General features: G+C 64.0%; 20 protein-coding genes and 1 pseudogene. 12 read left to right on the top strand and 9 right to left on the bottom strand.

What is annotated here, in order from left to right; translation table 11 throughout:
* Positions 1-41: 41 nt before the first annotated feature.
* The 5 genes from OU800_RS22440 (at position 42) to OU800_RS22420 (ending at position 5,410) form a co-directional block, all read left to right on the top strand.
* Positions 42-1,139, top strand: coding sequence for a polyamine ABC transporter substrate-binding protein (locus OU800_RS22440; protein WP_268179578.1), 1,098 nt, complete (start codon positions 42-44; stop codon positions 1,137-1,139).
* A gap of 113 nt (positions 1,140-1,252) precedes the next feature.
* The gene (locus tag OU800_RS22435; RefSeq protein WP_268179577.1) at positions 1,253-2,344 is read left to right on the top strand and encodes a polyamine ABC transporter substrate-binding protein; all 1,092 of its coding nucleotides are present in this window, start codon (positions 1,253-1,255) and stop codon (positions 2,342-2,344) included.
* 54 nt (positions 2,345-2,398) lie between these two features.
* On the top strand, positions 2,399-3,553 hold the full coding sequence (gene potA, locus OU800_RS22430) for a polyamine ABC transporter ATP-binding protein (RefSeq protein ID WP_268179575.1): 1,155 nt from the start codon (positions 2,399-2,401) through the stop codon (positions 3,551-3,553).
* A gap of 23 nt (positions 3,554-3,576) precedes the next feature.
* Positions 3,577-4,458: an ABC transporter permease subunit gene (locus tag OU800_RS22425; protein WP_268184408.1), complete on the top strand. Its 882-nt coding sequence runs from the start codon at positions 3,577-3,579 to the stop codon at positions 4,456-4,458.
* An 82-nt stretch (positions 4,459-4,540) separates the two neighbouring features.
* Positions 4,541-5,410: an ABC transporter permease subunit gene (locus OU800_RS22420; RefSeq protein ID WP_268179574.1), complete on the top strand. Its 870-nt coding sequence runs from the start codon at positions 4,541-4,543 to the stop codon at positions 5,408-5,410.
* A 979-nt stretch (positions 5,411-6,389) separates the two neighbouring features.
* Here the strand turns inward: OU800_RS22420 and dctM are convergent.
* From dctM to rfbB, 9 genes are all read right to left on the bottom strand, one after another.
* Positions 6,390-7,673, bottom strand: a complete 1,284-nt coding sequence (gene dctM, locus OU800_RS22415; protein ID WP_268179572.1) for a C4-dicarboxylate TRAP transporter large permease protein DctM — start codon at positions 7,671-7,673, stop codon at positions 6,390-6,392.
* Positions 7,673-8,299 (bottom strand): TRAP transporter small permease, encoded by a 627-nt coding sequence (locus OU800_RS22410; protein WP_268179570.1) that lies wholly within the window; start codon positions 8,297-8,299, stop codon positions 7,673-7,675. Before OU800_RS22410 ends, dctM begins: the two co-directional genes overlap by 1 nt.
* A 139-nt stretch (positions 8,300-8,438) precedes the next feature.
* A complete protein-coding gene (dctP, locus tag OU800_RS22405) occupies positions 8,439-9,431 on the bottom strand; it encodes a C4-dicarboxylate TRAP substrate-binding protein DctP (RefSeq protein WP_268179568.1) in 993 nt (330 codons plus the stop codon).
* A 316-nt stretch (positions 9,432-9,747) separates the two neighbouring features.
* Complete coding sequence (locus tag OU800_RS22400) at positions 9,748-11,133, bottom strand: sigma-54-dependent transcriptional regulator (protein ID WP_268179566.1); 1,386 nt, start codon at positions 11,131-11,133, stop codon at positions 9,748-9,750.
* Positions 11,130-12,944: a sensor histidine kinase gene (locus OU800_RS22395; RefSeq protein WP_268179565.1), complete on the bottom strand. Its 1,815-nt coding sequence runs from the start codon at positions 12,942-12,944 to the stop codon at positions 11,130-11,132. The genes OU800_RS22400 and OU800_RS22395 overlap by 4 nt, the downstream gene beginning before the upstream one ends.
* Before the next feature lie 95 nt (positions 12,945-13,039).
* Positions 13,040-13,903, bottom strand: coding sequence for a dTDP-4-dehydrorhamnose reductase (rfbD, locus tag OU800_RS22390; RefSeq protein ID WP_268179563.1), 864 nt, complete (start codon positions 13,901-13,903; stop codon positions 13,040-13,042).
* Complete coding sequence (gene rfbC / locus OU800_RS22385; protein ID WP_268179561.1) at positions 13,900-14,448, bottom strand: dTDP-4-dehydrorhamnose 3,5-epimerase; 549 nt, start codon at positions 14,446-14,448, stop codon at positions 13,900-13,902. Before rfbC ends, rfbD begins: the two co-directional genes overlap by 4 nt.
* Positions 14,445-15,317, bottom strand: a complete 873-nt coding sequence (rfbA, locus tag OU800_RS22380; RefSeq protein ID WP_268179559.1) for a glucose-1-phosphate thymidylyltransferase RfbA — start codon at positions 15,315-15,317, stop codon at positions 14,445-14,447. The genes rfbC and rfbA overlap by 4 nt, the downstream gene beginning before the upstream one ends.
* A gap of 12 nt (positions 15,318-15,329) precedes the next feature.
* Positions 15,330-16,391: a dTDP-glucose 4,6-dehydratase gene (gene rfbB / locus OU800_RS22375; RefSeq protein WP_268179556.1), complete on the bottom strand. Its 1,062-nt coding sequence runs from the start codon at positions 16,389-16,391 to the stop codon at positions 15,330-15,332.
* Between the two features lie 295 nt (positions 16,392-16,686).
* On the opposite strand from rfbB, the gene OU800_RS22370 reads away from it, so the two are divergent.
* From OU800_RS22370 to OU800_RS22340, 7 genes and pseudogenes are all read left to right on the top strand, one after another.
* Positions 16,687-18,120 (top strand): undecaprenyl-phosphate glucose phosphotransferase, encoded by a 1,434-nt coding sequence (locus tag OU800_RS22370; protein WP_268179554.1) that lies wholly within the window; start codon positions 16,687-16,689, stop codon positions 18,118-18,120.
* A 2-nt stretch (positions 18,121-18,122) separates the two neighbouring features.
* Positions 18,123-19,580, top strand: coding sequence for a mannose-1-phosphate guanylyltransferase/mannose-6-phosphate isomerase (locus OU800_RS22365; protein ID WP_268179552.1), 1,458 nt, complete (start codon positions 18,123-18,125; stop codon positions 19,578-19,580).
* Entirely contained in the window at positions 19,580-20,491 is a 912-nt protein-coding gene (locus OU800_RS22360; RefSeq protein WP_268179551.1) for a glycosyltransferase family 2 protein, read from the top strand. Before OU800_RS22365 ends, OU800_RS22360 begins: the two co-directional genes overlap by 1 nt.
* A 4-nt stretch (positions 20,492-20,495) precedes the next feature.
* Positions 20,496-21,323, top strand: coding sequence for a polysaccharide biosynthesis/export family protein (locus OU800_RS22355; protein ID WP_268179550.1), 828 nt, complete (start codon positions 20,496-20,498; stop codon positions 21,321-21,323).
* Positions 21,324-21,338: 15 nt separating this feature from the next.
* A pseudogene (locus OU800_RS22350) lies at positions 21,339-23,309 on the top strand (exopolysaccharide transport family protein); the annotation flags it as partial.
* Between the two features lie 357 nt (positions 23,310-23,666).
* A complete protein-coding gene (locus tag OU800_RS22345; protein WP_268184407.1) occupies positions 23,667-24,002 on the top strand; it encodes a cupin domain-containing protein in 336 nt (111 codons plus the stop codon).
* Between the two features lie 134 nt (positions 24,003-24,136).
* Entirely contained in the window at positions 24,137-24,496 is a 360-nt protein-coding gene (locus tag OU800_RS22340) for a phosphomannose isomerase type II C-terminal cupin domain (protein WP_268179548.1), read from the top strand.
* The last annotated feature ends 237 nt before the right edge of the window (positions 24,497-24,733 follow it).

Genomic DNA, 24,733 nt, shown 5'->3' with positions numbered 1-24,733 from the left:
GCGACTTCTGGATTACCGACACAACAACAGGAGCTGTACGCATGAAAACAATCGGCAAGACCCTTCTCGCGTTGTCCCTGAGCGCGACCCTGGCAGGCGTTGCCCAGGCTGAAGACAAAGTGCTGCATGTCTACAACTGGAGCGACTATATCGCCGAAGACACCCTGGCCAACTTCGAGAAGGAAACCGGCATCAAGGTCGTCTACGACGTTTTCGACAGCAACGAGGTGCTGGAAGCCAAGCTGCTCGCCGGCAGCTCCGGCTACGACATCGTGGTGCCGTCCAACCCCTTCCTGGCCAAGCAGATCAAGGCCGGCGTGTTCCAGAAGCTGGACAAGTCCAAGCTGCCGAACTGGTCGAACCTGGACAAGGATCTGCTCAAGGCGCTGCAGCCGAGCGATCCGGGCAACCAGTACTCGATCCCCTACATGTGGGGCACCATCGGCATCGGCTACAACGTCGAGAAGGTCAAGGCTGCGCTGGGTGACAACGCCCCGGTGGACTCCTGGGATCTGGTGTTCAAGCCGGAGAACATGGAAAAGCTGAAATCCTGCGGCGTGTCCTTCCTCGATTCGCCGACCGAGATTCTGCCGGCCGCGCTGCACTACCTCGGCTACGCCCCGGACAGCAGCGACAAGGGTGAGCTGAAGAAGGCCGAAGAGCTGTTCATGAAGATTCGTCCGTCGGTGGCCTACTTCCACAGCTCCAAGTACATCTCCGACCTGGCCAACGGCAACATCTGCGTCGCCATCGGCTACTCCGGCGACATCTACCAGGCCAAGGCGCGTGCCGAAGAAGCCAAGAACGGTGTGCAGGTCAAGTACAACATCCCGAAAGAGGGCGCCGGCGCCTTCTTTGACATGCTCGCCGTACCGGCCGATGCCAAGAACGTCGAGGCCGCTCACGTCTTCCTCAACTACCTGATGAAGCCGGAAGTGATGGCCAGCATCACCAACTACGTGCAGTTCCCCAACGGTAACGCCGCTGCCACGCCGCTGGTGGATGAAGCCCTGCGCAACGACCCGGGTGTGTACCCGAGCCCGGCAGTGCTGAAGAAGATCTACACCTTCCCGGATCTGGCGCCTGCCGTGCAGCGCAACATGACCCGTAGCTGGACCAAGATCAAATCCGGTCGCTGATCGGATCTCGCGACACCTGGCGGCCAGCGCCGCCAGGTAGTCGCTGCTTCACGACGCGATTTCCTATAAAGTGCCGCGCTTTTTTGGCGGCGCAGCAATGCGAGGATGAACCTGTGCGAGTGACTCTGCCCAAGACCCTGATCGCCTTGGCTGCCGCCAGCCTGAGTGGCGCCGTGCTGGCCCAGCAGACGGTGCATATCTACAACTGGAGCGACTACATCGGCGAGCAGACGCTGGCCGAGTTCGAGAGCGCCACCGGCATCAAGCCGGTCTACGACGTGTTCGACTCCAACGAAACCCTCGAGGGCAAGCTGCTGGCCGGCAACACTGGCTATGACGTGGTGGTGCCGTCCAACCACTTCCTCGGCAAGCAGATCAAGGCCGGGGCCTTCCAGAAGCTCGACCGTAGCAAGCTGCCGAACTGGAACAACCTCGACCCGGCGCTGCTCAAGCAACTGGAGAAGAACGATCCCGGCAACCAGTACGCCGTGCCTTACCTATGGGGTACCAACGGCATCGGCTACAACGTCGAGAAGGTCAAGGCCGTGCTGGGTGTCGACGAGATCGATTCCTGGGCCGTGCTGTTCGAGCCGGAGAACATCAAGAAGCTCAGTCAGTGTGGCGTCGCCTTCCTCGACTCGGCCGACGAGATGATCCCGGCCATGCTCAATTACCTCGGCCTGGATCCCAACAGCACCAATCCCGACGATTACGCCAAGGCCGAAGCCAAGCTCATGGCTGTGCGCCCCTACGTCACCTACTTCAACAGCTCCAAGTACATCAGCGATCTGGCCAACGGCAACATCTGCGTCGCGGCGGGCTTCTCCGGCGACGTGCTGCAGGCCGCCGACCGGGCTGAAGAGGCCGGCAAGGGCATCGACATCGGCTACGCCATTCCCAAGGAAGGCGCCAACCTCTGGTTCGACATGCTGGCCATCCCGGCCGACGCACCGAACGTCGAGCCGGCTCACGCCTTCATCAATTACCTGCTCGATCCCAAGGTGATCGCCCAGGTCAGCGACTACGTCGGTTACGCCAACCCCAATACCAAGGCGGCCGAGCTGATGGATCAGGACGTGCGCAATGACCCGTCCGTGTACCCGCCACAAGCGGTGCTGGACAAACTCTACGTGTCGGCCGAGTTGCCGCCGCGTGTGCAGCGTTTGATGACTCGCACCTGGACCAAGGTCAAGTCGGGTCAGTAACAGTTCCTGCCTGGCCGCAGGGGCCGGGCACAATCTTCCGGGAGTTTTCCAATAATGGCTGTCGCTTCCAGCGCCTACAAAAAAGCCCTCGAGGGAAGCCAGACACCGAAAGAGGTGCTGGTGAAGATCGATCGGGTAACCAAGAAATTCGACGAGACAGTGGCAGTCGACGATGTCTCCCTGACCATCAACAAGGGTGAGATCTTCGCCCTGCTCGGTGGCTCGGGTTCGGGCAAATCCACGCTGCTGCGCATGCTCGCCGGCTTCGAGCGGCCCACCGAGGGGCGCATCATCCTCGATGGTGTGGACATCACCGACATGCCGCCTTACCAGCGGCCGATCAACATGATGTTCCAGTCCTACGCGCTGTTCCCGCACATGACCGTGGCGCAGAACATCGCCTTCGGCCTCAAGCAGGACGGCCTGCCCAAGGCCGAGATCGAAGAGCGCGTGGCTGAGATGCTCAAGCTGGTGCACATGACCCAGTACGCCAAGCGCAAGCCGCATCAGCTCTCCGGCGGGCAGCGTCAGCGCGTGGCCCTGGCCCGTTCGTTGGCCAAGAGGCCCAAACTGCTGCTGCTCGACGAGCCCATGGGCGCGCTGGACAAGAAACTGCGCTCGCAGATGCAGCTCGAGCTGGTGGAAATCATCGAACGCGTCGGCGTGACCTGCGTGATGGTGACCCACGATCAGGAAGAGGCCATGACCATGGCCCAGCGTATCGCCATCATGCACCTGGGCTGGATCGCCCAGACCGGCAGCCCGGTGGACGTCTACGAAAGCCCGGCCAACCGTCTGGTGTGCGAGTTCATCGGTAACGTCAACCTGTTCGACGGCGAGATCACCACCGATGATGCCGACCACGCCATCATCGCCTGCCCGCAACTGGACAAGCCCATCTACATCGGCCACGGCATCAGTACCCGTGCCGAAGAGAAGCGGGTCACCTATGCCCTGCGCCCGGAAAAGCTGCTGATGGCCACCGAGCTGCCGGCCGATCACGAACACCCGGAATACAACTGGAGCCGGGGTCACGTGCACGATATCGCCTATCTCGGCGGCCACTCGGTGTTCTACGTCAAGCTCGACACCGGCCCGATTGTGCAATGCTTCATCGCCAACGCCGAGCGCCGCGGCAAGCGCCCCACCTGGGACGAGCCAGTGGTGGTGTACTGGGAAGACGACAGCGGCGTGGTACTGCAATCATGAAACTGGCCAAACTCTCGCGCTACCTGCCCAGCGGGCGGCATGTCGTGATCGGCATTCCGTTCCTGTGGCTGTTCCTGTTTTTCCTGTTGCCCTTCATCATCGTGCTGAAGATCAGCTTCGCCGAAGCCGACGTAGCCATTCCGCCCTACACGGAAATCTACGAGTGGGCGGACGACAAGCTGACCATCCTGCTCAACCTGGGTAACTACATCTTCCTCTCCGAGGATGCCTTGTACTTGTCGGCCTACCTCGGCTCACTGCGTATCGCCCTGTTCAGCACCCTGCTGTGCCTGGTGATCGGCTATCCCATGGCCTACGCCATCGCCCGGGCGCCCAAGGACAAGCAGACCGTCTTCCTGCTGCTGATCATGATGCCGACCTGGACCGCGATCCTGATTCGCGTCTATGCCTGGATGGGCATTCTCGGCAACAACGGCCTGCTCAACAGCCTGTTGCAGAGCATCGGTCTGATCGATCAACCGCTGCAGATCCTCAACACCAACCTCGCGGTCTACATCGGCGTGGTCTATTCCTACCTGCCGTTCATGATCCTGCCGCTTTACGCCAACCTGGTGAAGCACGACCCGACCCTGCTGGAGGCTGCCTCCGACCTGGGCTCGAGCAACTTCAACAACTTCTGGCGCATCACCGTACCGCTGTCGAAGAACGGCATCATCGCCGGCTCCATGCTGGTGTTCATTCCGGTGGTGGGCGAGTTTGTCATCCCCGAACTGCTCGGTGGCCCGGAGACCCTGATGATCGGCAAGGTGCTGTGGCAGGAATTCTTCAACAACCGCGACTGGCCGGTAGCCTCGGCGCTGGCAGTGGTGATGCTGGCGATCCTGATGGTGCCCATCATCCTGTTCAACCGTAACCAGGCGAAAGAGCTGGAGGGGCGGCCATGAGTTATCCAATCGTGATGAGCCCGGCATCCTGTTCAACCGGCTTTCCAACCATAAGCGGAGCGAAAGAACTGGAGGGCCGGCCATGAAGCGTCTGAGTTTCTCCAATGTCATGCTCTGGGCGGGTCTGGCGTTCATCTACCTGCCCATGGTGATTCTGGTCATCTACTCGTTCAACGGCTCGCGTCTGGTGACGGTCTGGGGTGGCTGGTCGGTCAAGTGGTACGTTGGTCTGCTGGACAACACCCAGTTGATGAGCGCGGTGATGCGCTCGCTGGAGATCGCCTTCTACACCGCCATTTCGGCGGTGGTTCTCGGCACTCTGGCGGCTTTCGTGCTGACCCGTATCACCCACTTCAAGGGGCGTACCCTGTTCGGTGGCCTGGTCACCGCACCGCTGGTGATGCCGGAAGTGATCACCGGTCTGTCCTTGCTGCTGCTGTTCGTGCTGATGGCGCAACTGTTCGGCTGGCCGGCGCAGCGTGGCTTGAGCACCATCTGGATCGCCCACACCACCTTCTGCTCGGCCTACGTGGCGGTGGTGGTGTCGTCACGCCTGCGCGAGCTGGACATGTCCATCGAAGAGGCGGCCATGGACCTTGGGGCGCGGCCGTGGAAGGTGTTCTTCCTGATCACCGTACCGATGATCGCGCCGTCGTTGGCCGCTGGTGCCATGATGTCCTTCGCCCTGTCGCTGGACGATTTGGTGCTGGCCAGCTTCGTCTCCGGCCCGGGTTCCACCACCTTGCCGATGGAGATTTTCTCCGCCGTGCGTCTGGGGGTGAAGCCGGAGATCAACGCCGTGGCCAGCCTGATCCTGCTGGCGGTGTCCTTCGCCACCTTCCTGGCCTGGTTCTTCACCCAGCGCGCCGAGGAAAAACGCAAGAAGGCCCTGCAGCAGGCGATGGACGAAACCACGGGCCAGGCCACTAGCTTGCAGGCGGAAAAGGCCTGATCGATCCTTAGTGGTGCGAGAAACGGGCCTTTGGGGCCCGTTTTTCGTTGGGTCGGGGAATTTGATACCGGAGTGGCAAGTTTGTGTGTTGTCTTGTTGGTTGTTCGGGTGCTTGTTCCGAATTGCCGCGTTTTTGCTGATGTTTTTGGTTTCGCCCTCCCGGGCGAGTCACTTTGCGGGCAAAGTAACCAAAACCTCCGCCCTTTCATCCGGCCCTGGCTGCGCCAGGGTTCGTTCGCTCCATCGCCGCTCCAGAGGCCCGCCGCGGTGGGCCATCCCTGGCCCATCGCGGCTCTCGCGACATCCATGTCGCTCAACCTCTTCCACGACGATTCCGCTCACCCTCCTGGGCGGGCTCTGCACGCGCCTGAACCCGAGGTAACCCAGAAGCAGCACGGAGTGGTTGCACATGAGGTCAGCCTTAGGGCTGACCTGAATGCCGGCTGCAAGCCGGCAAGCTATTCAAGCGAATGAAACTGCGCGAATGAAAGTATTGGTTTAATTCGACAGCCAAATCGCGGCTCCACAGCGACCAGAACACTCCGGGCATGCCCGGAACCGATGCACGTTCAGGCGCGCTAACTCCCCCTTCAGGAGGCCGAACGCAGGCATTGCGCAGGGGGCGAGCGGCATGGATGCCGCGAGAGGCGTAATGGGCCAGGGATGGCCCATGTACGCCGACCCCGGAGCGATGCCGGAGTGAGGGAAGTCGAGCGCAGCGAGACCCGGATGGCGGGGGTGCGTTTCTTTTGCTTACTTTTCTTTGCGCAGTTCAAAGAAAAGTGAGTCGCCCGAGGGGGCGAAACCCGGAATCACTGAACACACAACAGCGGCGTCCAGAACACCAAAAAAGCCCACCCTCAGAACACAAACTTGCCAGCTCAGTATCAAGCCTACTCCCCGCCGCCCCCCACCCCATAAAAAAGCCCGGCACGAGGCCGGGCGCAATGGGTACCAGTGGTACCCGAAGCAGCGATGCTCAGTTCATCCCGAGCCAGTTCGGCAGGGCCATGGACACGGCCGGGATGTAGGTAATGATCATCAGGAAGCTGAGCAGCAGCATCAGCCACGGCATGGCGGCGCGGATCACCGCCGTCAGCGACATTCCCGTCACCGCCGAGGTGACGAACAGGTTCAGCCCCACCGGCGGCGTGATCAGACCGATCTCCATGTTCACCACCATGATGATGCCCAGGTGGATCGGATCGATGCCCAGTTGCATGGCGATCGGGAACAGGATCGGCGCCAGGATCAGGATGATCGCCGACGGCTCCATGAAGGCACCGGCCACCAGCAGCACGATGTTCACCACCAGCAGGAACTGCCAGGGCTGCAGGCCCAGCTCCACCACCCAGGCGGTGATCTGCTGCGGGATCTGCTCGGTGGTCAGTACGTGGGCGAAGAGCATGGCGTTGGCGATGATGAACATCAGCATGATGGTCAGCTTGCCGGACTCCAGCAGCACCTTCGGGCACTCGCGCCAGGTCAGATCCTTGTACACGAACAGGGCGACGAAGCCGGCGTACACGGCGGCCACGGCGGCCGCTTCGGTCGGGGTGAACATGCCGGTGTAGATGCCGCCGAGGATGATCACCATCAGCAGCAGGCCCCAGATCGCCTCACGGGCGGCGCGCAGCCACTCGCGGAAGCTGGCGCGCGGCAGGGCCGGCAGCTTCTTGATGCGCGCGACGATGTAGATCGCCACCATCAGCACCACGCCCAGCAGCACACCCGGAATCACCCCGGCCATGAACAGCTTGCCCACCGACTGCTCGGTGGCGGCGGCGTACACCACCATCACGATCGACGGCGGAATCAGGATGCCCAGGGTGCCGGCGTTACACACGATGCCGGCGCCGAACGCCTGCGGGTAACCGGAGCGCACCATGCCGGCGATGGCGATGGAGCCCACTGCAGCCACGGTAGCCGGCGAGGAGCCGGACAGCGCGGCGAACAGCATGCACGCCAGCACCGCGCCGATGGCCAGGCCGCCACGGATGTGGCCGACGCAGGCGTTGGCGAAGTCGATCAGGCGCTTGGCCACGCCACCGGTGGTCATGAAAGCGCCGGACAGCAGGAAGAACGGAATCGCCAGCAGGGTGTAGTGCTCGGATGTCTCGAACAGCTTGATCGCCAGCGAGCGCACCGAGTCGGGGCTGAACAGCATGATGGTGATCGAGCCGGCCAGACCGAGCGAGGCGGCGATCGGCACGCCGATGAACATCAGCAGGAACAGCAGCAGGAAGAGGAACAGAACGGTCATTATTTGGCCTCCTCGTGCTCGTTGATTTTCAGCGCATCGGCGGCTTCGTCAGCCAGGCCGAGGCCGGTCTGCTCGTTGCGCAGGATGCGCACGAGGATTTCCAGGAAGCGGATGAACACCATGGCGTAGCCGAAGGGCACGATCATGCCGATATGCCATTGCTGGATGCCGTAGTGGCCGAGGTCTTCGGCGCCGATGCCGGCGATGAACAGGGTGCGCACCCAGTCGAAGCTGCCGACCGCGATCAGGCCGGCATAGCCCAGGCAGCACAGGCAGGCGATCACGCCGATGATGCGCTGGATGCCGCGCGGGGCGAGCTTGACCAGGGCGTCGACGCCGATATGGCCGGCAGTGCGCACGCCATAGGCCAGGCCGAAGAAAATCAGCCAGCCGAACAGGGCCTTGGTCAGGGCGCTGCTCCAGGTCATGGCCTGGGCCAGGTCGAGGATGGCATCGCCGATACCCAGCAGGGTTTCGTTGCCCCCGAAGGTGTCACCCAGCCAGTAGAAAACGGTGTAGAGGTTGTTGAGGATCACATAGATGAAAGTGATCAGCGTCATGGCCGCCAGGAGGAAGGCGATGAAGCCTTCCTCGAAGTGCTCCCAGACGCGCCGCAAGGCGTTCATGGTTGGTTCTCCCGAATGGAAAGGGCGTAGGGTGGGACGGGGTAGCTGGCCCACCGATTACAGCATTGAACGACGCCCATCGCGGGCGTCTTGGTGGGTCAGAGCCGTAGCGCTCTGCCCACCCTACGGCTCTCCGGCCTTATTGCTGGTTGGCGGCCTGGGCAGCCTTGATCAGGTCGGCACCGATTTCGCCCTCGAACTTCTTCCACACCGGCTGCATGGCCTGGCGCCAGTCGTTGCGCTGCTCGGGGGTGAGGGTCAGGATCTCGGTGGTGCCAGCGTCGAGGATGCGCTGCTTGTCGCCTTGGTTCAGGGCTTCGGCCTGCTTGTTCACCTCGACGGTGACCTCGGCGATGATCTTGGTCAGCTCGTCGCGTACATCAGCCGGCAGACCGTCCCAGAACTTGGTATTGGTGATCAGCATGTAGTCCAGCAGGCCATGGTTGGACTCGGTGATGTACTTCTGCACTTCGTGCATCTTCTGGCTGTAGATGTTCGAGTAGGGGTTCTCGGCACCGTTGACCACGCCAGTCTGCAGGCCCTGGTAGACCTCGGCGAAGCTCATCTTGCGCGGGTTGGCGCGCACGGCCTTGAACTGCTCTTCCAGCACGGCGGAGGCCTGTACGCGGAACTTCAGGCCACGGGCGTCCTTGGGCTCGAGCAGGGCCTTGTTGGCCGACAGTTGCTTGAGGCCGTTGTGCCAGTAGGCCAGGCCAGTGATGCCCTTGTCGGTCATGGAGCCCAGCAGTTTCTGGCCTTCCGGGCCCTTCTGGAAGCGATCGACCGCTGCCATGTCGTCGAACAGGAACGGCAGGTCGAATACCTGCAGTTGCTTGGTGTACTGCTCGAACTTGGCCAGGGACGGGGCGATGATCTGCACGTCGCCGAGCAGCAGTGCTTCCATTTCCTTGCCATCACCGAACAGCGAGGAGTTCGGGTAGACCTCGACCTTGACCTTGCCAGGCAGGCGTTCTTCGGCCAGTTGCTTGAACAGCATGGCACCCTGACCTTTCGGGGTGTGCTCGGCAACGACGTGGGAGAACTTGATGACAATCGGATCGGCGGCCTGGGCCATGCCGGCGATGGACAGGGACAGGGCGCAAGCCAGCGCCTTGGCAGTGGTTTTGAACATGCGGATGCTTCCTCTTGTTGTGTTTATCGCGTTGACGCCGGTGCGTCGCAACGAACGGACAAGAGCAAGTCTAGGCGGCTGAGGGAAAAACGCCGTCATTGGGCAGCGAGGCCTGGACTTGTACTTGTGGGTTCGCTTGAGGCTAGCTCAGAGCAACCCTTGTGCCAGAGTGCCATCGTGGTCACTACAGAAGCATGAAAGGCCCTTAAAAGGCGCATACCTGCGCGCCTTCGGCCAAGACGCGCAGGGCGCTGCGGCTGGCGGGCGCCGGTTCCGGTCGGTGAGGGGTGGGAATGAAGTGGCGGTTTGCCGCCAATCAGTCGAATTCCTCTGGCGAGCTTCCGCCAGAACCGGAAAAGTTCAGGCCGTGCTTGCGCAGTTTGTCGTGCAGGGTCTTGCGTGGAATGCCCAGGGCCTCGGCCAGGCTGCGCAATGAACCGTGCGGACGGCTCAGCTCGCCGGCGATCAGGGCACGCTCGAAGGCCTCGACCTGTTCGCTCAAGCCACCTTGAACCGGCGGCAGGTTGGGCGCGTTGCTGTCCAGGGCCAGTTCCAGGCCCAGGGCGAAACGTTCGGCGGCGTTCTGCAACTCGCGCACGTTGCCCGGCCAGGGGTGGCGCAGCAGCAGGGCACGCTGGCCAGGTTGCAGCTCGCGTACCGGCAGGCCGTGGCGGGCAGCCGCGCTTTCGCTGAAATGCTGGAACAGCAGCAGGGCATCTTCGCCGCGCTCGCGCAGCGGCGGAATGTTCAGCGGCGCGACGTTCAGGCGGTAGTAGAGGTCGGCGCGGAAGCGGCCCTGGTCGGCGGCCTGGCGCAGGTCTTCCTTGGTCGCGGCTATGACACGGATATCCAGGGGGATCAACTGGTTGCCGCCGAGGCGCTCGACCACCCGTTCCTGCAACAGGCGCAGCAGCTTGACCTGCACGTCCAGGCTCATGCTCTCGATCTCGTCGAGGAACAGGGTGCCGCCGTTGGCGAACTCGAACTTGCCGATGCGGCGTTTCTGCGCACCGGTGAAGGCGCCGGCCTCGTGGCCGAACAGCTCGCTTTCCACCACCGACTCGGCCAGGGCGCCGGCGTTGATGGCGACGAAGGGGCCATCGCGGCGGTTGGACAGGTCGTGCAGGGCGCGCGCCACCACCTCCTTGCCGGCGCCGGTTTCGCCGAGGATCAGCACGTCGGTGGCGATGCCAGCCAGCGCGCCGATCTGTTCGCGCAGGCGCTGCATCGCTGGGGATTGACCGACCAGGCGCCCGGCCAGTTGCTGGCGGTCGGTCAGGGCCATGCGCAGGCTGCGGTTGTCCAGCACCAGGCGGCGCAGGTCGAGGGCGCGGCGCACGCTGTCGAGCAGGGCGTCGTTGGCGAAGGGTTTTTCCAGAAAGTCGTAGGCGCCGGCGCGCATCGCCTGCACGGCCAGGGGCACGTCGCCGTGGCCTGTGATCAGCAGCACCGGCAGCTCGGCGTCCTGTTCGTGCAACTGCCGCAGCAGTTCCAGGCCATCGATGCCGGGCATGCGGATATCGCTGACCACCACGCCGGGCCAGCCAGCAGGAATGCGTTCGGCCAGGCCCTTGGCATCACCCAGGCTGAGCACCTTGAGCCCGGCCAGGTCGAGGGTCTGGCTGAGCGCCTGGCGCAGATGGGCGTCGTCGTCGATCAGCAGAACCTGGATACGGCTGTCGATGGCGCTATCGCTGGTCATGGCGAGGGATCCTCCGGGGGTTGCAGGTTGACGCCAGGGCTGGCCAGGCGCAGGCGCAGGGTGATCAACGCGCCGCCTTGTGCATGGTTGTCGAGCAGCAGCTCGCCGTCCAGGGCGCGCATCAGGCTTTCGCAGATGGCCAGACCAAGGCCCAGGCCCTGGGCGCTGGTCTTGGTGGTGAAGAAAGGCTCGCGGGCGCGCGCCAGCGATTCGGCGGAGAAGCCTGGGCCGTTGTCGCGCAGCAGCAGTTCGAGCTGCTCGTCCTGGGTGTGCGCGCTGATCCAGATGCGCCGTGGCGGCGCCTTGTCGACGAGGGCGTCGAGGGCGTTGGCCAGCAGGTTACCGAGCACCTGGCGCAGGCGCGTCTCGCCGGCCTGCACCCAGAGGGTGGCGTCCGGCAGGTCGCGGATCAGTTCCACGTCCATGGCCCGGCGGCGCTTGGCCAGCAGCGCCAGGGCATCATCGAGCGCCGGTTGCAGGGCCACGCGCTCCGGGGCATGGCGGTCCCGCCGAGCGAAGGCGCGCAGGTGGGCGATGATCGAGGCCATGCGCTCGGTCAGCTCGCGGATCAGGCCGAGGTTGGCGCGCACGTCCTCGCTGCGTTGATGGTCGAGCAGGGTGGTGGCGTTCTCCGCATAGCTGCGGATCGCCGCCAGCGGCTGGTTGAGCTCGTGGCTGATGCTGGCGCTCATGGTGCCCAGGGCCGAGAGCTTGCCGGCCTGCACCAGCTCGTCCTGGGCACGCACCAGCTCCTGCTGGGCCTGCTCGCGCTCCAGCACTTCCTGCTTGAGGCGGCTGTTGAGCAGCTCGAGGTCGTGGGTGCGTTCGGCCACGCGCTGTTCCAGCTCGGCCTTGGCGCGGCTGTCGAGGGCGATGCGTTCGAGGTAGTGGCGGCGCCGCTGCATCAGCAGGCCGAGCAGCAGCAACAGCACCAGCAGCGCCGTGGCGCCCACCGCCACGGCGCTGCGCACCGGGCGGTCGAGGAGAATGCGCGGGGCGAGGATGTTCACCGTCCAGCCGGTTTCCTCCAGCACCCGGCTTTGCACCAGCCAGGCGCTCGGGTCGAGATCCAGCGCCGGTGGCGCCTGGGTCGGGTAGGGCTGGTTGGCGGCGATGGCGGCCTGTTCCACGCGATCCAGTGGGCGGCTGGCATGAAAGCGCCAGTCGGGGCGCGAGGTGAGGATCACCACGCCGTTGGTGTCGGTCACCAGCAGTTGTTCGGGGGTGTTGCCCCACAGCGTCTCGGTGTGGTCGAGGTCGACCTTGACCACCAGCGCGCCGATGTTGCGCTCGTCTTCGCGTACCGGGTAGGCGAAGTAGTAGCCGCGCTTGCCCGAGGTGGTGCCGAGGCCGAAGAAACGCCCCAGGCGCCCGGCCAGGGCTTCGCGAAAATAAGGGCGGAAGGCGAAATTGCCGGCGACGAAACTGTCGGGTTTGTCCCAGTTGGAGGCGGCCAGGGTGACGCCACGGCTGTTCATCAGGTAGATGACGTCGGCACCGGTCTGTACCCGTGTGCGGGCCAGCAGGCGGTTGGCGCCGTCGAGGATGGCGGGATCATCCGGTTCGTGAAGCGCCGCGCGCACCCCAGGCAGGTCACCGAGAATCTGCGGCAGCACCTCGTAGCGGCGCAGGGTGCCCAGCAGGTTGGCGACGTACAGGTCGAGAGTCTGGCGGTTCTGCTCGATCAGTACGCCGCGGTAATAGCGCTCGGCCAGGTAGTGCACCGGCCACAACAGCGGCGCGAGCAGCAGCGCCAGGAGCAGCAGGCTGCGCCAGCGGGGGCGACGTAAGGTGGAAGGAGCAATGGTCATGGAGCGAGGACGGGCGCCGAGATGATCGGCGCATTATGCACATTCCCGCCCGCTCTGCTGCCGTTTCGCGCGTAAACGGCAGCAGGCCCGTGCCTTCAGTCCTGGCGCGCCAGGCAGGCGTCCAGCGCCTGCTCCCAAGGCGGCAGGCTCACCTGCCAGGCTTGCGCCAGTCGTTCGCCATCCAGGCGCGAGTTGAGCGGTCGTTGCGCAGGCGTGGGGTATTCGCTGGAGGGAATCGGCAGCAGCTCGGCACAGCGCTTGCCCTCGGCGCGTAGGCGTTCCGCGATGGCGCTGGCGAAGCCGAACCAACTGGTCTGGCCCTGGCAGGTCAGGTGATAGGTGCCCCAGTGGTAGCGGCCCTGCTGCCACTTGTCGATCAGCTCGACCGTGGCGCTGGCGATGCTGCCGGCCCAGGTGGGCGCGCCGATCTGGTCGTCCACCACCTTGAGCTGCTCGCGCTCCTGCAGCAGGCGTTGCATGGTCAGCAGGAAGTTGCGCCCGTGCCGTGAGTAGACCCAGCTGGTACGCAGGATCAGGTGATCACAGCCGCTGATGCGCAGGGCCTGCTCGCCGGCCGCCTTGCTGGCGCCATAGACGCCCAGCGGGTGCGGTGTGTCGGCCTCGCGGTAGGGGGTGGCCTTGCTGCCGTCGAAGACGTAGTCGGTGGAGTAGTGAATCAGCGGAATGTCCAGCTCGAAGCAGGCATCGGCCATGGCGCCTGGCGCCTCGGCGTTGATGGTGAAGGCCAGCTCGCGCTCCTGCTCGGCCTGGTCGACGGCGGTATAGGCGGCCGCGTTGATGACCAGTGCCGGACGCTCGCGGAGGATGACCTCGCCCAGGCGCTGTGGCTGGGCCAGGTCAAAATCGGCACGGCCCAGGCTGAGCAGCTCATGGCCGGCGAGCGCACGCTGCAGCTCGCGGGCGACCTGGCCGGTATGGCCGGTGATGAGAATCTTCATGGGAAGGTGTCGGCCTCCTCGAATGGCATGCCCTGCTGATCCTTGGCTGACAGTTGCGGCGTCTGCCCGGCCAGCGGCCAGGCGATGGCCAGGTGCGGGTCGTCCCAGCGGATGCAGCGTTCGTGGGCGGGGGCGTAATAGTCGGTGGTCTTGTAGAGGAACTCGGCATGCTCGCTGAGCACCAGAAAACCGTGCGCGAAGCCTGCCGGAATCCAGAGCTGGCGCTTGTTCTCGGCGGACAGGTGGACGCCGACCCATTGGCCGAAGTGCGCCGAGCCGCGACGCAGGTCGACGGCGACGTCATACACCTCGCCGGCAGTCACCCGCACCAGCTTGCCCTGCGCCTGCTGCACCTGGTAGTGCAGGCCACGCAGCACGCCGCGCGCCGAACGCGAGTGGTTGTCCTGGACGAACTCGCCGTGCACGCCAGTCAGTTCGGCGAAGCGCCGCGCGTTGAAGCTCTCGTAGAAGAAGCCGCGCTCGTCGCCGAACACCTGGGGCTCGATGATCAGCACGTCGGGCAGGTCGGTGGCGATGATCTTCATGCATGTCCCTCGGCGAGTTTGTACAGGTATTGGCCATAGCCGGTCTTGCCGAAGGCCTTGGCCTGGCTCAACAGGCGCGTGTGGTCGATCCAGCCCTGCTGGTAGGCGATTTCCTCGAGGCAGGCGATCTTCAGGCCCTGGCGCTTCTCCACGGTCTGCACGTATTGCGAGGCGTCGAGCAGGCTGTCGTGGGTGCCGGTGTCGAGCCAGGCGAAGCCGCGGCCGAAACGCTCGACGCGCAGGTCGCCACGGGCCAGATAGGCGTTGTTGACGTCGGTGATCTCCAGCTCGCCGCGTGGCGAGGGCTTGACCGCCTTGGCGATGCGCACCACGTCATTGTCGTAGAAGTACAGGCCGGTGACGGCATAGCTGGACTTCGGCTGTGGCGGTTTTTCCTCGATGGACAGGGCATTGCCGGCGGCATCGAACTCCACCACGCCGAAGCGCTCGGGGTCGCTGACCCAGTAGCCGAACACCGTGGCGCCGCTGGGCTGGCTGGCGGCACGCAGCAGCTTCTCGGTGAAGTGCTGACCATGGAAGATGTTGTCGCCGAGGATCAGGCACACCGGATCGCTGCCGATGAACGCCTCGCCGATCAGGAAGGCCTGGGCCAGGCCGTCCGGCGAGGGTTGCTCGGCGTACTGCAGGCGAACACCGAACTGGCTGCCGTCGCCGAGCATCTTGGCGAAGTTGGGCAGATCCTCGGGGGTGGAGATGATCAGGATGTCGCGGATGCCGGCGAGCATCAGCACCGACAGCGGGTAGTAGATCATCGGCTTGTCGTAGATCGGCAGCAGTTGCTTGGATACGCCAAGGGTGATGGGGTGCAGACGGGTACCGGAACCTCCGGCGAGGATGATGCCTTTCATGGCGGGCGTTCCTTAAACGGTGCCGAGTCGTTGGCCCTGGTAGCTGCCATCTTGAACGTGGCGGCACCAGTCGAGGTTGTGCAGATACCAGAGCACGGTCTTGCGCAGGCCGCTGGCAAAGGTTTCCTGCGGTACCCAGCCCAGTTCGCGTTCGATCTTGCTGGCATCGATAGCGTAGCGCAGGTCATGGCCGGGGCGATCCTTGACGTAGCTGATCAGGTCTTCGTAACGGCTGACACCGGCCGGTTTCTCGGGTGCCAGCTCTTCCAGCAGGGCACAGATGGCCTTCACCACATCGAGGTTCTTCTGCTCGTTGTGCCCGCCGATGTTGTAGGTCTCGCCCACCTTGCCGGCGCTGACCACCCTGAGCAGGGCGCGGGCGTGATCCTCCACGTACAGCCAGTCGCGCACCTGCTGGCCGTTGCCATAGACCGGCAGTGGTTTGCCCGCCAGGGCGTTGAGGATCATCAGCGGGATCAGCTTCTCGGGGAAATGGTAGGGGCCATAGTTGTTCGAGCAGTTGGTGATCAGCACCGGCAGGCCGTAGGTGCGTTGCCAGGCACGAACCAGGTGGTCGGAAGCGGCCTTGCTCGCCGAGTAGGGTGAGCTGGGGGCGTAGGGCGTGGTCTCGGTGAACAGGTCGTCGGCACCGTGCAGGTCGCCGTACACCTCGTCGGTGGAGATGTGGTGGAAGCGGAAGGCGGCCTTGCGTTCGCCGTCCAGCCCCAGCCAGTAGGCGCGGGTGCTTTCCAGCAGGGCGTAGGTGCCGACGATGTTGGTCTGGATAAAGGCGGCCGGGCCGTCGATGGAGCGGTCGACATGGGATTCGGCGGCCAGGTGCATGATCGCCTCCGGCTGGAACTCGGCCAGGGTCTGTGCGACCACGGCGCTGTCGGCAATGTCGGCCTGGACGAAGCGGTAGCGCGGATGGCCGGATACTTGCAGCAGTGATTCGAGATTGCCGGCGTAGGTCAGCTTGTCCAGGTTGAGTACCTCGTGCTCGGTGTCCTGAATCAGGTGACGAACCAGTGCCGAACCGATGAAGCCGGCACCGCCGGTGATCAAGATGCGCATGCTGAGCCTTTCGCTTAAGGGGTGAATGGGTCTGGGTGCCAATCATAGGCCAGATGGGCGCTTGCGCCGAGCGCTCAGGGCATGGCGACATGAGATATGTCGCTGGTTTTATGGCGCCATGAATTAACTGTGCTATTGGTTAAGTAGAATATTGAAATGCCACTATAAAAATGGTTTAGTCGCGCCATGGTTGTTTCGACGAAATTCTGTCGTTGTGGCGAAATGCGAATTATGACTGTCTTTTTTCTGACGTCTCGTGGATTCGAGTCGCAAGTCACGGCGGGGTAGTGGTTTCATGCGTCAGCTGTCAGGTGGTAGTTCATTGCTGGCGCGTCCTGGCTTCATCGAATATTTCCTGGCTGGCTGTCGGCTGTTGCATGGCCTGACGGCGGCATTACCGGGATTGCTGTTGCTGCTGTGGTTGTCCGAAGAGCCGGCGCTGACCCATAGCTATGCGGCGGTACTGCTGTTCTTCAGCGTGCTGACGGTAATGATGTTTCAGGCGCTCGGCGTCTACTCGGATGAGATTTTCAGCAACCTGCTGCGTTTTCGGGTGATGTTCTTCGCCTGGTCGGCTGCGTTCTGTCTGATGTTGTTCATGCACCAGGCGCTGTCGATGTTCAATTTCATGCAGTGGTACTACCTGAGCTTCTGGTTCCTGGCCAGTTTCATGGCGTTCGTCGCCGAGCGCCTGCTGATTCTGACGCTGTACCGCTACTGGATGAGCACGGGGCAGTACCTGCAGGCTACAGTGATTCTCGGCGCGACCGATAACGGTGTGCGCCTGGCGGAATTCATGTCGCGCCATCGCGATGTGCGCTCTGGGCTGATCGGTTTCATCGACGATCGTATCGGGCGTTTGCCCGAGCGCGTGGCGGGGCTGCCATTGCTGGGCAACAGCCGTGAGCTGGAGCGCCTGGTGCGCGAGGAGCGCATCACTCAGGTGCTGGTGGCCTTGCCCTGGTCTGCGGAAAGCCGTATCGGCCAGATCGTGCGGGAGTTGCGCAGGTTGCCGGTGAATGTGTTGCTGGTGCCGGACATGCTGGCGTTCCGGCACGCGCGCAATCGCATCACCGAGGTGGCTGGGCTGCCGATGTTCAACGTGTCCGAACGGCCGCTCGATGGCTGGTCGCCACTGATCAAGCGTCTGGAGGATCTGTGTCTGGCTTCTCTGGCGCTGATGCTGGCATTGCCCGTGATGACTCTGGTCGCTCTGGCGATCAAGCTCGACTCACCTGGGCCCGTGCTGTTCCGGCAGAAACGCTATGGTTACAACAACAAATTGATCGAAGTGTTCAAGTTCCGCTCGATGTATTGCCACAAGGCCGATGCCAATGCCGAGCGCCAGACCACGCGTGGCGATGATCGCATCACCCGGGTCGGGCGTTTCATTCGCCGCACCAGCCTGGACGAGCTGCCGCAGCTATTCAACGTGCTGCTCGGCAGCATGTCCATGGTCGGCCCCAGGCCTCATGCCACGGCGACCAAGGCGGCAGGCATCCTCTTCGAGGATGCGGTCAAGGAGTACACCGCGCGCCATCGGGTCAAGCCGGGCATCACCGGGTGGGCGCAGATCAACGGCTATCGTGGCGAGACCGATACGCTGGAGAAGATCGAGAAGCGCGTCGAGTTCGACCTGCAATACATCGAGAACTGGTCGGTCTGGTTCGACCTTTACATCCTGTTCCGCACCCTGCCGGCGGTTCTGCTCACGCGAGAGGCTTATTGACCATGACTGCCCTGATTCCCTGCATCATCGCCGGTGGCGCGGGAACCCGTCTGTGGCCGGTTTCGCGGGAGGCCATGCCGAAACCCTTCATGCGTCTGGCCGATGGCCGCAGCCTGTTGCAGAAGACCTTCGAGCGGGTCGCCGCCTTGCCCGACGTCAGCCAGTTGCTCAGCGTGATCAACCGCGAGCTGCTGTTTCGCACGCTCGACGACTATCGCGTGCTCAAGCTGCAGTGCCGGGGGCTGGACTTCCTTCTGGAACCCATGGGGCGCAATACCGCTCCGGCCATCGCTGCGGCGGCCCTGCACGTGCTCGAACAGCATGGCGAAGACGCCCAGTTGCTGGTGCTGCCGGCCGATCACCTGATTCGTGACCAGGCCGCCTTCAGCGCCGCCGTGGAGCAGGCACGAGCCCTGGCCGCAGCCGGCTGGCTGGTGACCTTCGGCATTCGCCCGGATCATGCCGAGACCGGCTATGGTTACATCCGCCAGGGCGAAGCCCTGGAGCACGGCGGCCTGCGCGTGGCCAGTTTCGTCGAGAAGCCGGATCTGGCCACCGCCCAGGCCTACCTCGACGGCGGTCAGCATCTGTGGAATGCCGGTATGTTCTGCTTCCGTGCCGATGTGCTGCTGCGCGAACTGCGCGAGCATGCCGCCGAGGTGGTGGAGGGCGTGGAGCGCTGCCTGGCTGCCAGTACCTCGACGACCGGCAAGCTGGGCGTGCAGTGCGAGCTGGATGCCGAACGTTTTGCCCAGGTGACCGATATTTCCATCGACTATGCCCTGATGGAGCGCTCGAACAAGGTAGCCGTGGTGCCCTGCGACCTGGGCTGGAGCGATATCGGTTCGTGGCAGGCACTGCGTGAGTTGAGCCCGGCCGATGCCAATGGCAACCAGATCCGTGGCGAGGCGGTGCTGCACAACGTGCAGGGCTGCTACATCGATTCGCCCAAGCGCATGGTCGGTGCTGTCGGCGTGCGTGACCTGGTGGTGGTGGACACCCCCGACGCCCTGCTGATCGCCGATGCCAACAACACCCAGGACGTCAAGTACGTCGCCCAGGAGCTCAAGAAGCGCGGCCACGAGGCCTATCGCCTGCACCGCACGGTCACCCGCCCCTGGGGCACCTACACCGTGCTCGAGGAAGGCTCGCGTTTCAAGATCAAGCGCATCATGGTGCGCCCTGGCGAATCCCTGTCGCTGCAGATGCACCACCACCGCAGCGAGCACTGGATAGTCGTCAGCGGCATGGCGCGGGTGGTCAATGGCGAGCGCGACTTTCTGCTCAACACCAACGAGTCCACCTTCATTCCTGCCGGGCACAGCCATCGCCTGGTCAACCCCGGGGTGATCGACCTGGTGATGATCGAGGTGCAGAGCGGCGAGTACCTGGGCGAGGACGACATCGTCCGCTTCACCGACATCTACGGCCGTGCGCCGGCCAGCGAGCCCAAGACCTGATGCGTGTGGCTCTGATCATTCCGACCCGCAATGCCGGTGCGCACCTCGACCGGCTGTTGCCGGCGCTCGCCGAGCAGACCCTGCAGGCGGACGAATTCCTGGTGGTCGACAGCGCCTCGCATGACGATACCGTGGCGCGCATGCGCGCTGCCGGTGCGCGGGTCGAGGTGATCGAGCCGAGCCAGTTCAACCATGGCGGCACGCGACGCTGGGCCAGCCAGCAGGTGCAGGCCGACGTGTTGATCTACCTGACCCAGGACGCCATTCCAGCCAACCCGCAGAGCTTTGCCCGCCTGCTGGCGAACCTGCTCAGCGAGCCGGACATCGGCGTCGCCTATGGCCGCCAGTTGCCGCACGCGGATGCCGGTTTGCTGGGCGCGCAGGCGCGGCGCTTCAACTACCCGCCGCAGTCGCGTACCAAGCGCCTGGCCGATGCCGCCGAACTGGGCATCAAGACCTGCTTCAGCTCCGACTCCTTCGCCGCCTATCGGCGCGAGGCGCTGGAGGCCGTGGGCGGCTTTCCCGAGGACGTGATCGGCAGCGAGGATGCCTACGTCGCAGCGCGCCTGCTGCTGGCCGGTCATGCGGTGCGCTACGCCGCCGATGCCGAGGTGCGGCACTCGCACGATTATCGCGTGCTCGACGAGTTTCGCCGCTATTTCGACATCGGCGTGTTCTATGGTCGCGAGCGCTGGATCGGCCAGGCCTTCGGCGCTGCCGGTGGCGAAGGCCTGCGTTACGTCAAGGCAGAGCTGCGAACCTTGCAGGGCGCCGGTGCCCTCTGGCGCATTCCCGAGGTGTTGTTGCGTACCGCGTGCAAACTGCTGGGCTATCGTCTCGGTCATCTCGAAGCCCATCTGCCATGCTCCATCAAGCGTCGTCTCAGCATGTTTTCCACTTACTGGACCTAGACCCATGTTCGCTCATACCAAGAAGTCATTCGTTCAGTCCTCTGTCGTCGTCGCCTTGCTGACGCTGTTGCTGGTCGGTTGCAGCACGCCGGCGCGGGTACACCTGCCCGACGACGAGGCGCTCAAGCAGCGCCACCAGGAAATCTACAAGCTGGCCGACCTGCCGCCACCGCAGGTACGCATCCAGAGTGGCGACACCCTGCGCATCGTGCGTGACGCTCAGGAGCCCTCCGAGAAGGACGACATGACCCTGTTCGTGGTACGCCCGGACGGCTACTTCTCCATGCCCTACGTGGGCCTGATCAAAGCCGACGGGCGTACCCCCGAGGACGTGGCCAAGGAGGTCACCAGCAAGCTGAGCAAGATCTACCGCCGCCCCAACGCCACGGTGAACATCGCCATCGCGCCGAGCAACAAGGTGTTCATCGGTGGCGCGGTGCCCAATGCGGCCTTCTTCGACCTGGTCGGCCACGCCACGCTGGAGCAGGTGCTGCTGGCTTCCGGCGGCGTGCTGCCCTCGGCCGACAGCGACAATATCGCCCTGCTGCGCGCGGGTGACGACGGCAAGTACAAGATGTACTTCTTCAGCCTGGCCTCGCTACTGCAGGACAAGGACAGGCCGATGATCGCCATGCAGCGTGGCGATCTCATCTACGTGCCGCAGTCGGGGATCGGCAGCACCGTCGAGGCGGTGGACATGTATTTCACGCGGCTCTTTCCGATCAACAAGGGGATCGGGGTCGGGTTCAACTATGACCTGAACTCGCCTGACGTCAGCAACAGCGGTAACACCTATCAGTGCCAGGGAAATACCTGCAATTTCGGCAGATAAGAGCAGACCTAAAACATGCTTGAAATTCGATCTTTCCGCGATCTATTGCGGCTGTTCTTTATCTTCCGCAGGGAGTTCCAGCTCGCGGTGATCGCCACCGTGGTGGTGGCCGTGCTCGGCGCTTTCCTGCTGCCGACCCAGTACGAGTCCACCGCGCGCATGCTGGTCAAGCCTGGGCGTTACAACGCCACCATGCCGATCGACGCCACTGGTCGAGCCGCGCTGATCGCTCCCAGCACGCAACGCGATCCGGTGGTCGACGAAGAGAAGCTGCTCACCGGCCGGCCCATCGTGCACATGGTCGCCGAGCGCTATCTGGAGCTGATGGCCAACTACCGCCCGGAAGGCTTCTGGAAGACGGTCAAGTTCCATGTCGGTGCGGCGGTCAATGCCGTCATCGAAGCGTTGCGTAGCGTGCTGCAGGTGCTGGGGCTGGTGGAGGCGCAGACGCCCGTGGAGCGCCTGGCCAAGAAGCTGGAGAAGAACTTCAGCGTCGGCCACGAACCGGGCTCGGCGGTCATGGAGGTCAGCTTCACCTGGAACGACCCCTATATCGCCCAGCAGGTGGTGCAGACCTGGATCGACGCCTACCTCGAGGAGCGCACCCGTGCCCTGGGCCGCGACAGCCTGTATTCCTTCTATGAGGGTGAGCGTGACAAGGTCGGCGAACAGATCGACAGCCTCAAGCACGCCTTGCGCGACCGTCTGCAGAAGGTCAATGCCATCAGCGTGCAGGAACGCCTGGAAAACCTCACCAACCAGATCAACCGGCTGTCCGATGCGCGTGCCGAGAAGCTCAACGAACAGGCGGGGATCGCCACCTTCCTGGCCGATGCACGCCAACAGCTCAAGCGCCAACCCAAAGAGCTGGTCACCAGCCGCGAGATCAGCCTCAATCCCAATCAGCTCGACCTGCATCGCCGCTTGAATGCGCTGGAGGAGCAGCGTTCCAGCCTGCTGCGCACCTTCATGCCCGATGCCCCGCCGGTGCGCGAGGTGGAGCAGAGCATCGAGCAGATGCAGGCCCTGATCGCCAAACAGGCCGAGCGCATCGAGCGTTCGCAGAACCTGGAACCCAACAGCATCGCCACCAACCTGCGCCAGCAGATCGTCGACGCCGAGTTGCGTGAACGCCGGTTGGCCGGGCAGATCAAGGACTATGCCGAGCAACTGGCGGCCCTGCGTGCCGAGCGCCTGAAGGTGATGAGCGACGAGCCGGAAATCAACCGCTTGCTGCTGGAGCTGGACAACGCCGAGAAGAGCTTCAGCCTCTACGGCGAGAACCTGGAAAAGGCCCGCATCGACCAGGCCCTGGATCGCAGCCAGATCAGCAATATCGCCTTGCTCGAAGCGGCCACGCTCAACCCTTCGCGGGTCTTTCCCAAGAGCCTGCTGATTCTCGCCCTGGCGCTGCCGCTGGGCCTGGCGGTGGGGCTGCTGACGCTGTACCTGTGCTTCTTGCTCGACCAGCGCATCCACGATGGCGCGCGCGTCGAGGAGGTGTTCAAGGTGCCGCTGTGGACCACCTTGCAGCACCTCGGGCCGCGCCCCTGGAAGATCGTCAGCGCCTTCACCGCCAGCATCTACCGGCTCTACAGCCAGTTGCCCCTGGAGCGCATCGAGCGCGAAGGCCTGACCCTGGCCCTGACCTCGGCGCGGCCGGGGGAGGGCGTGCGCTTCGTCAGCGAGCACCTGGGGCAGTTGCTCATCGAACGCGGCCATGCCGTGCGTTTCGACGGCAGCGAGCCGGCTCGCCCCGGTGAAGTGGTGCTGCTCAATGCGTCCTCCTTGCTGAGCAATCAGGATGCCTTCCTGGCCATGCGCCGCGCCGATCTGATCGCCCTGGTGGTGGAAGCCAAGACCAGCACCATCCCGGTGGTGCAGAACGCCTTGTCGGTACTCAACACGGCATTCGGCAAGATCGACGGCATCATCCTCAACAAACGCCGTTTCGAGGTGCCGGCGCGCCTGCTCAATCTGCTCGCCGGCGGCCGCGTGCTGCCCGAGCCGGCGCCCGTTGCGCCAGCGCCCGAGGCAGCGAGCCAGCCACCACTGCTGACCGAGCGGACACAGGCGCCGGCAGCGGCTGCCGCGCCTGTCGCGACCCCGGCCCCCATAGCGGTCGCCACGCCTGAGCCTGTCGCCGCGCCTGAACCCGTCGTTACGCCTGAACCCTCAGCCGCGCCGCAAGCGGCCTCGGCACCTGCCAGCGTGCCAGGCAGTCCGCTGCCGCCGCTGGTCAGCACCACGGCCGGCCTCGTGGCGCATCCGCCGGCTCGCGTCACTTCTGCTCAGCCGCAGAGCGCGCCTGCGCCGGCTCGCCCGCTGGCGGCCGAGCCGGCCATGCTGGTCGATGCCCCCAGCCAGGTGCATGGCTGGGGCAGCAACCGCCTGATCGAGCAAACGCCGCTGCACAGCGTGCTGCTGGTCGAGCTCAAGCCGGGAGCGCTGATTCCCGCGCATTACCATGCGCACCGCAGCAAGCACCTGCTGATGCTTTCCGGGATATTGCAGGTTGAGATCGACGGCCAGGTACAGCGCCTGCGTGAGGGCGATGGCATCGATATCGCCATGGAGCAGGTGCATGCGCTGAGCAATGCGGGTGTTTCCCCGGCGACCTTCTTCGAGGTGCGTCTGGGTGAGTTCCTCGCCGACGAGGATTGCGTTTTCGTTCAATGAGGCGGGTAGACGGCCGATGATGTCATCATCGGCCTTGCCAGCCAGACGCTGCATAGCGTGAGATAACCGCGGCCAGGGCGCAGAGACCGTCCTGCCAACCACGACAACATTTGACCGACAAGGAACAGCAAAAGATGTCCAACGAATTCTTCCACCCCGCCAGCACCTCTCCCAAAGGCCTTTGCCAGTACCCATGGGGCACCAGTCAGGCACTGGAGGAGTCGCCGCGCCACTGCCTGGTCAAGGTGACCATCGCTCCGGGCCAGGGCCTGCCCGCGCACTACCACCAGCACCGCAGCAAGCGCCTGCTGGTGCTGTCCGGCATTCTCCACGTCGACATCGACGGCCAGGTGCATCGCCTGCGCAGCGGCGAGGGGCTGAACGTGGCCCTGGAGCAGGTGCACGCGATGAACAACCCGAGCGTGGCCCCGGTGCAGTTCTACGAAGTGCAGAGCGGTGATTATTTCGGTGCGGAAGACGTGACCTACGTCTGAGTGCCGTCGCCTCGGCGCCCTGGTCTGACCGGGCGCTCGCGGCCTGAATCGATACCACCTGTGCCAGGAGCTCTGCATGATCGGATCGCTACCCTGCCACGGCCCTGTCGAACAGTCTGATGACTGGCGCGATGGCGGCTGGCGCTCTTCGCGAGCGGCCTGCACGGTGCCCTGTTTCACCCGCGCGTCGCGCCTGTCCGGCGGCACGTCGCGTTCGATTTCTCTCTCGCCTGTCAT

Origin of the sequence: Pseudomonas sp. GOM7 (assembly GCF_026723825.1) — a bacterium.
Lineage (GTDB): Bacteria > Pseudomonadota > Gammaproteobacteria > Pseudomonadales > Pseudomonadaceae > Aquipseudomonas.
The sequence above is the reverse complement of the archived record's forward strand: the minus strand, read 5'-3'. Positions and strand labels throughout refer to the sequence as shown.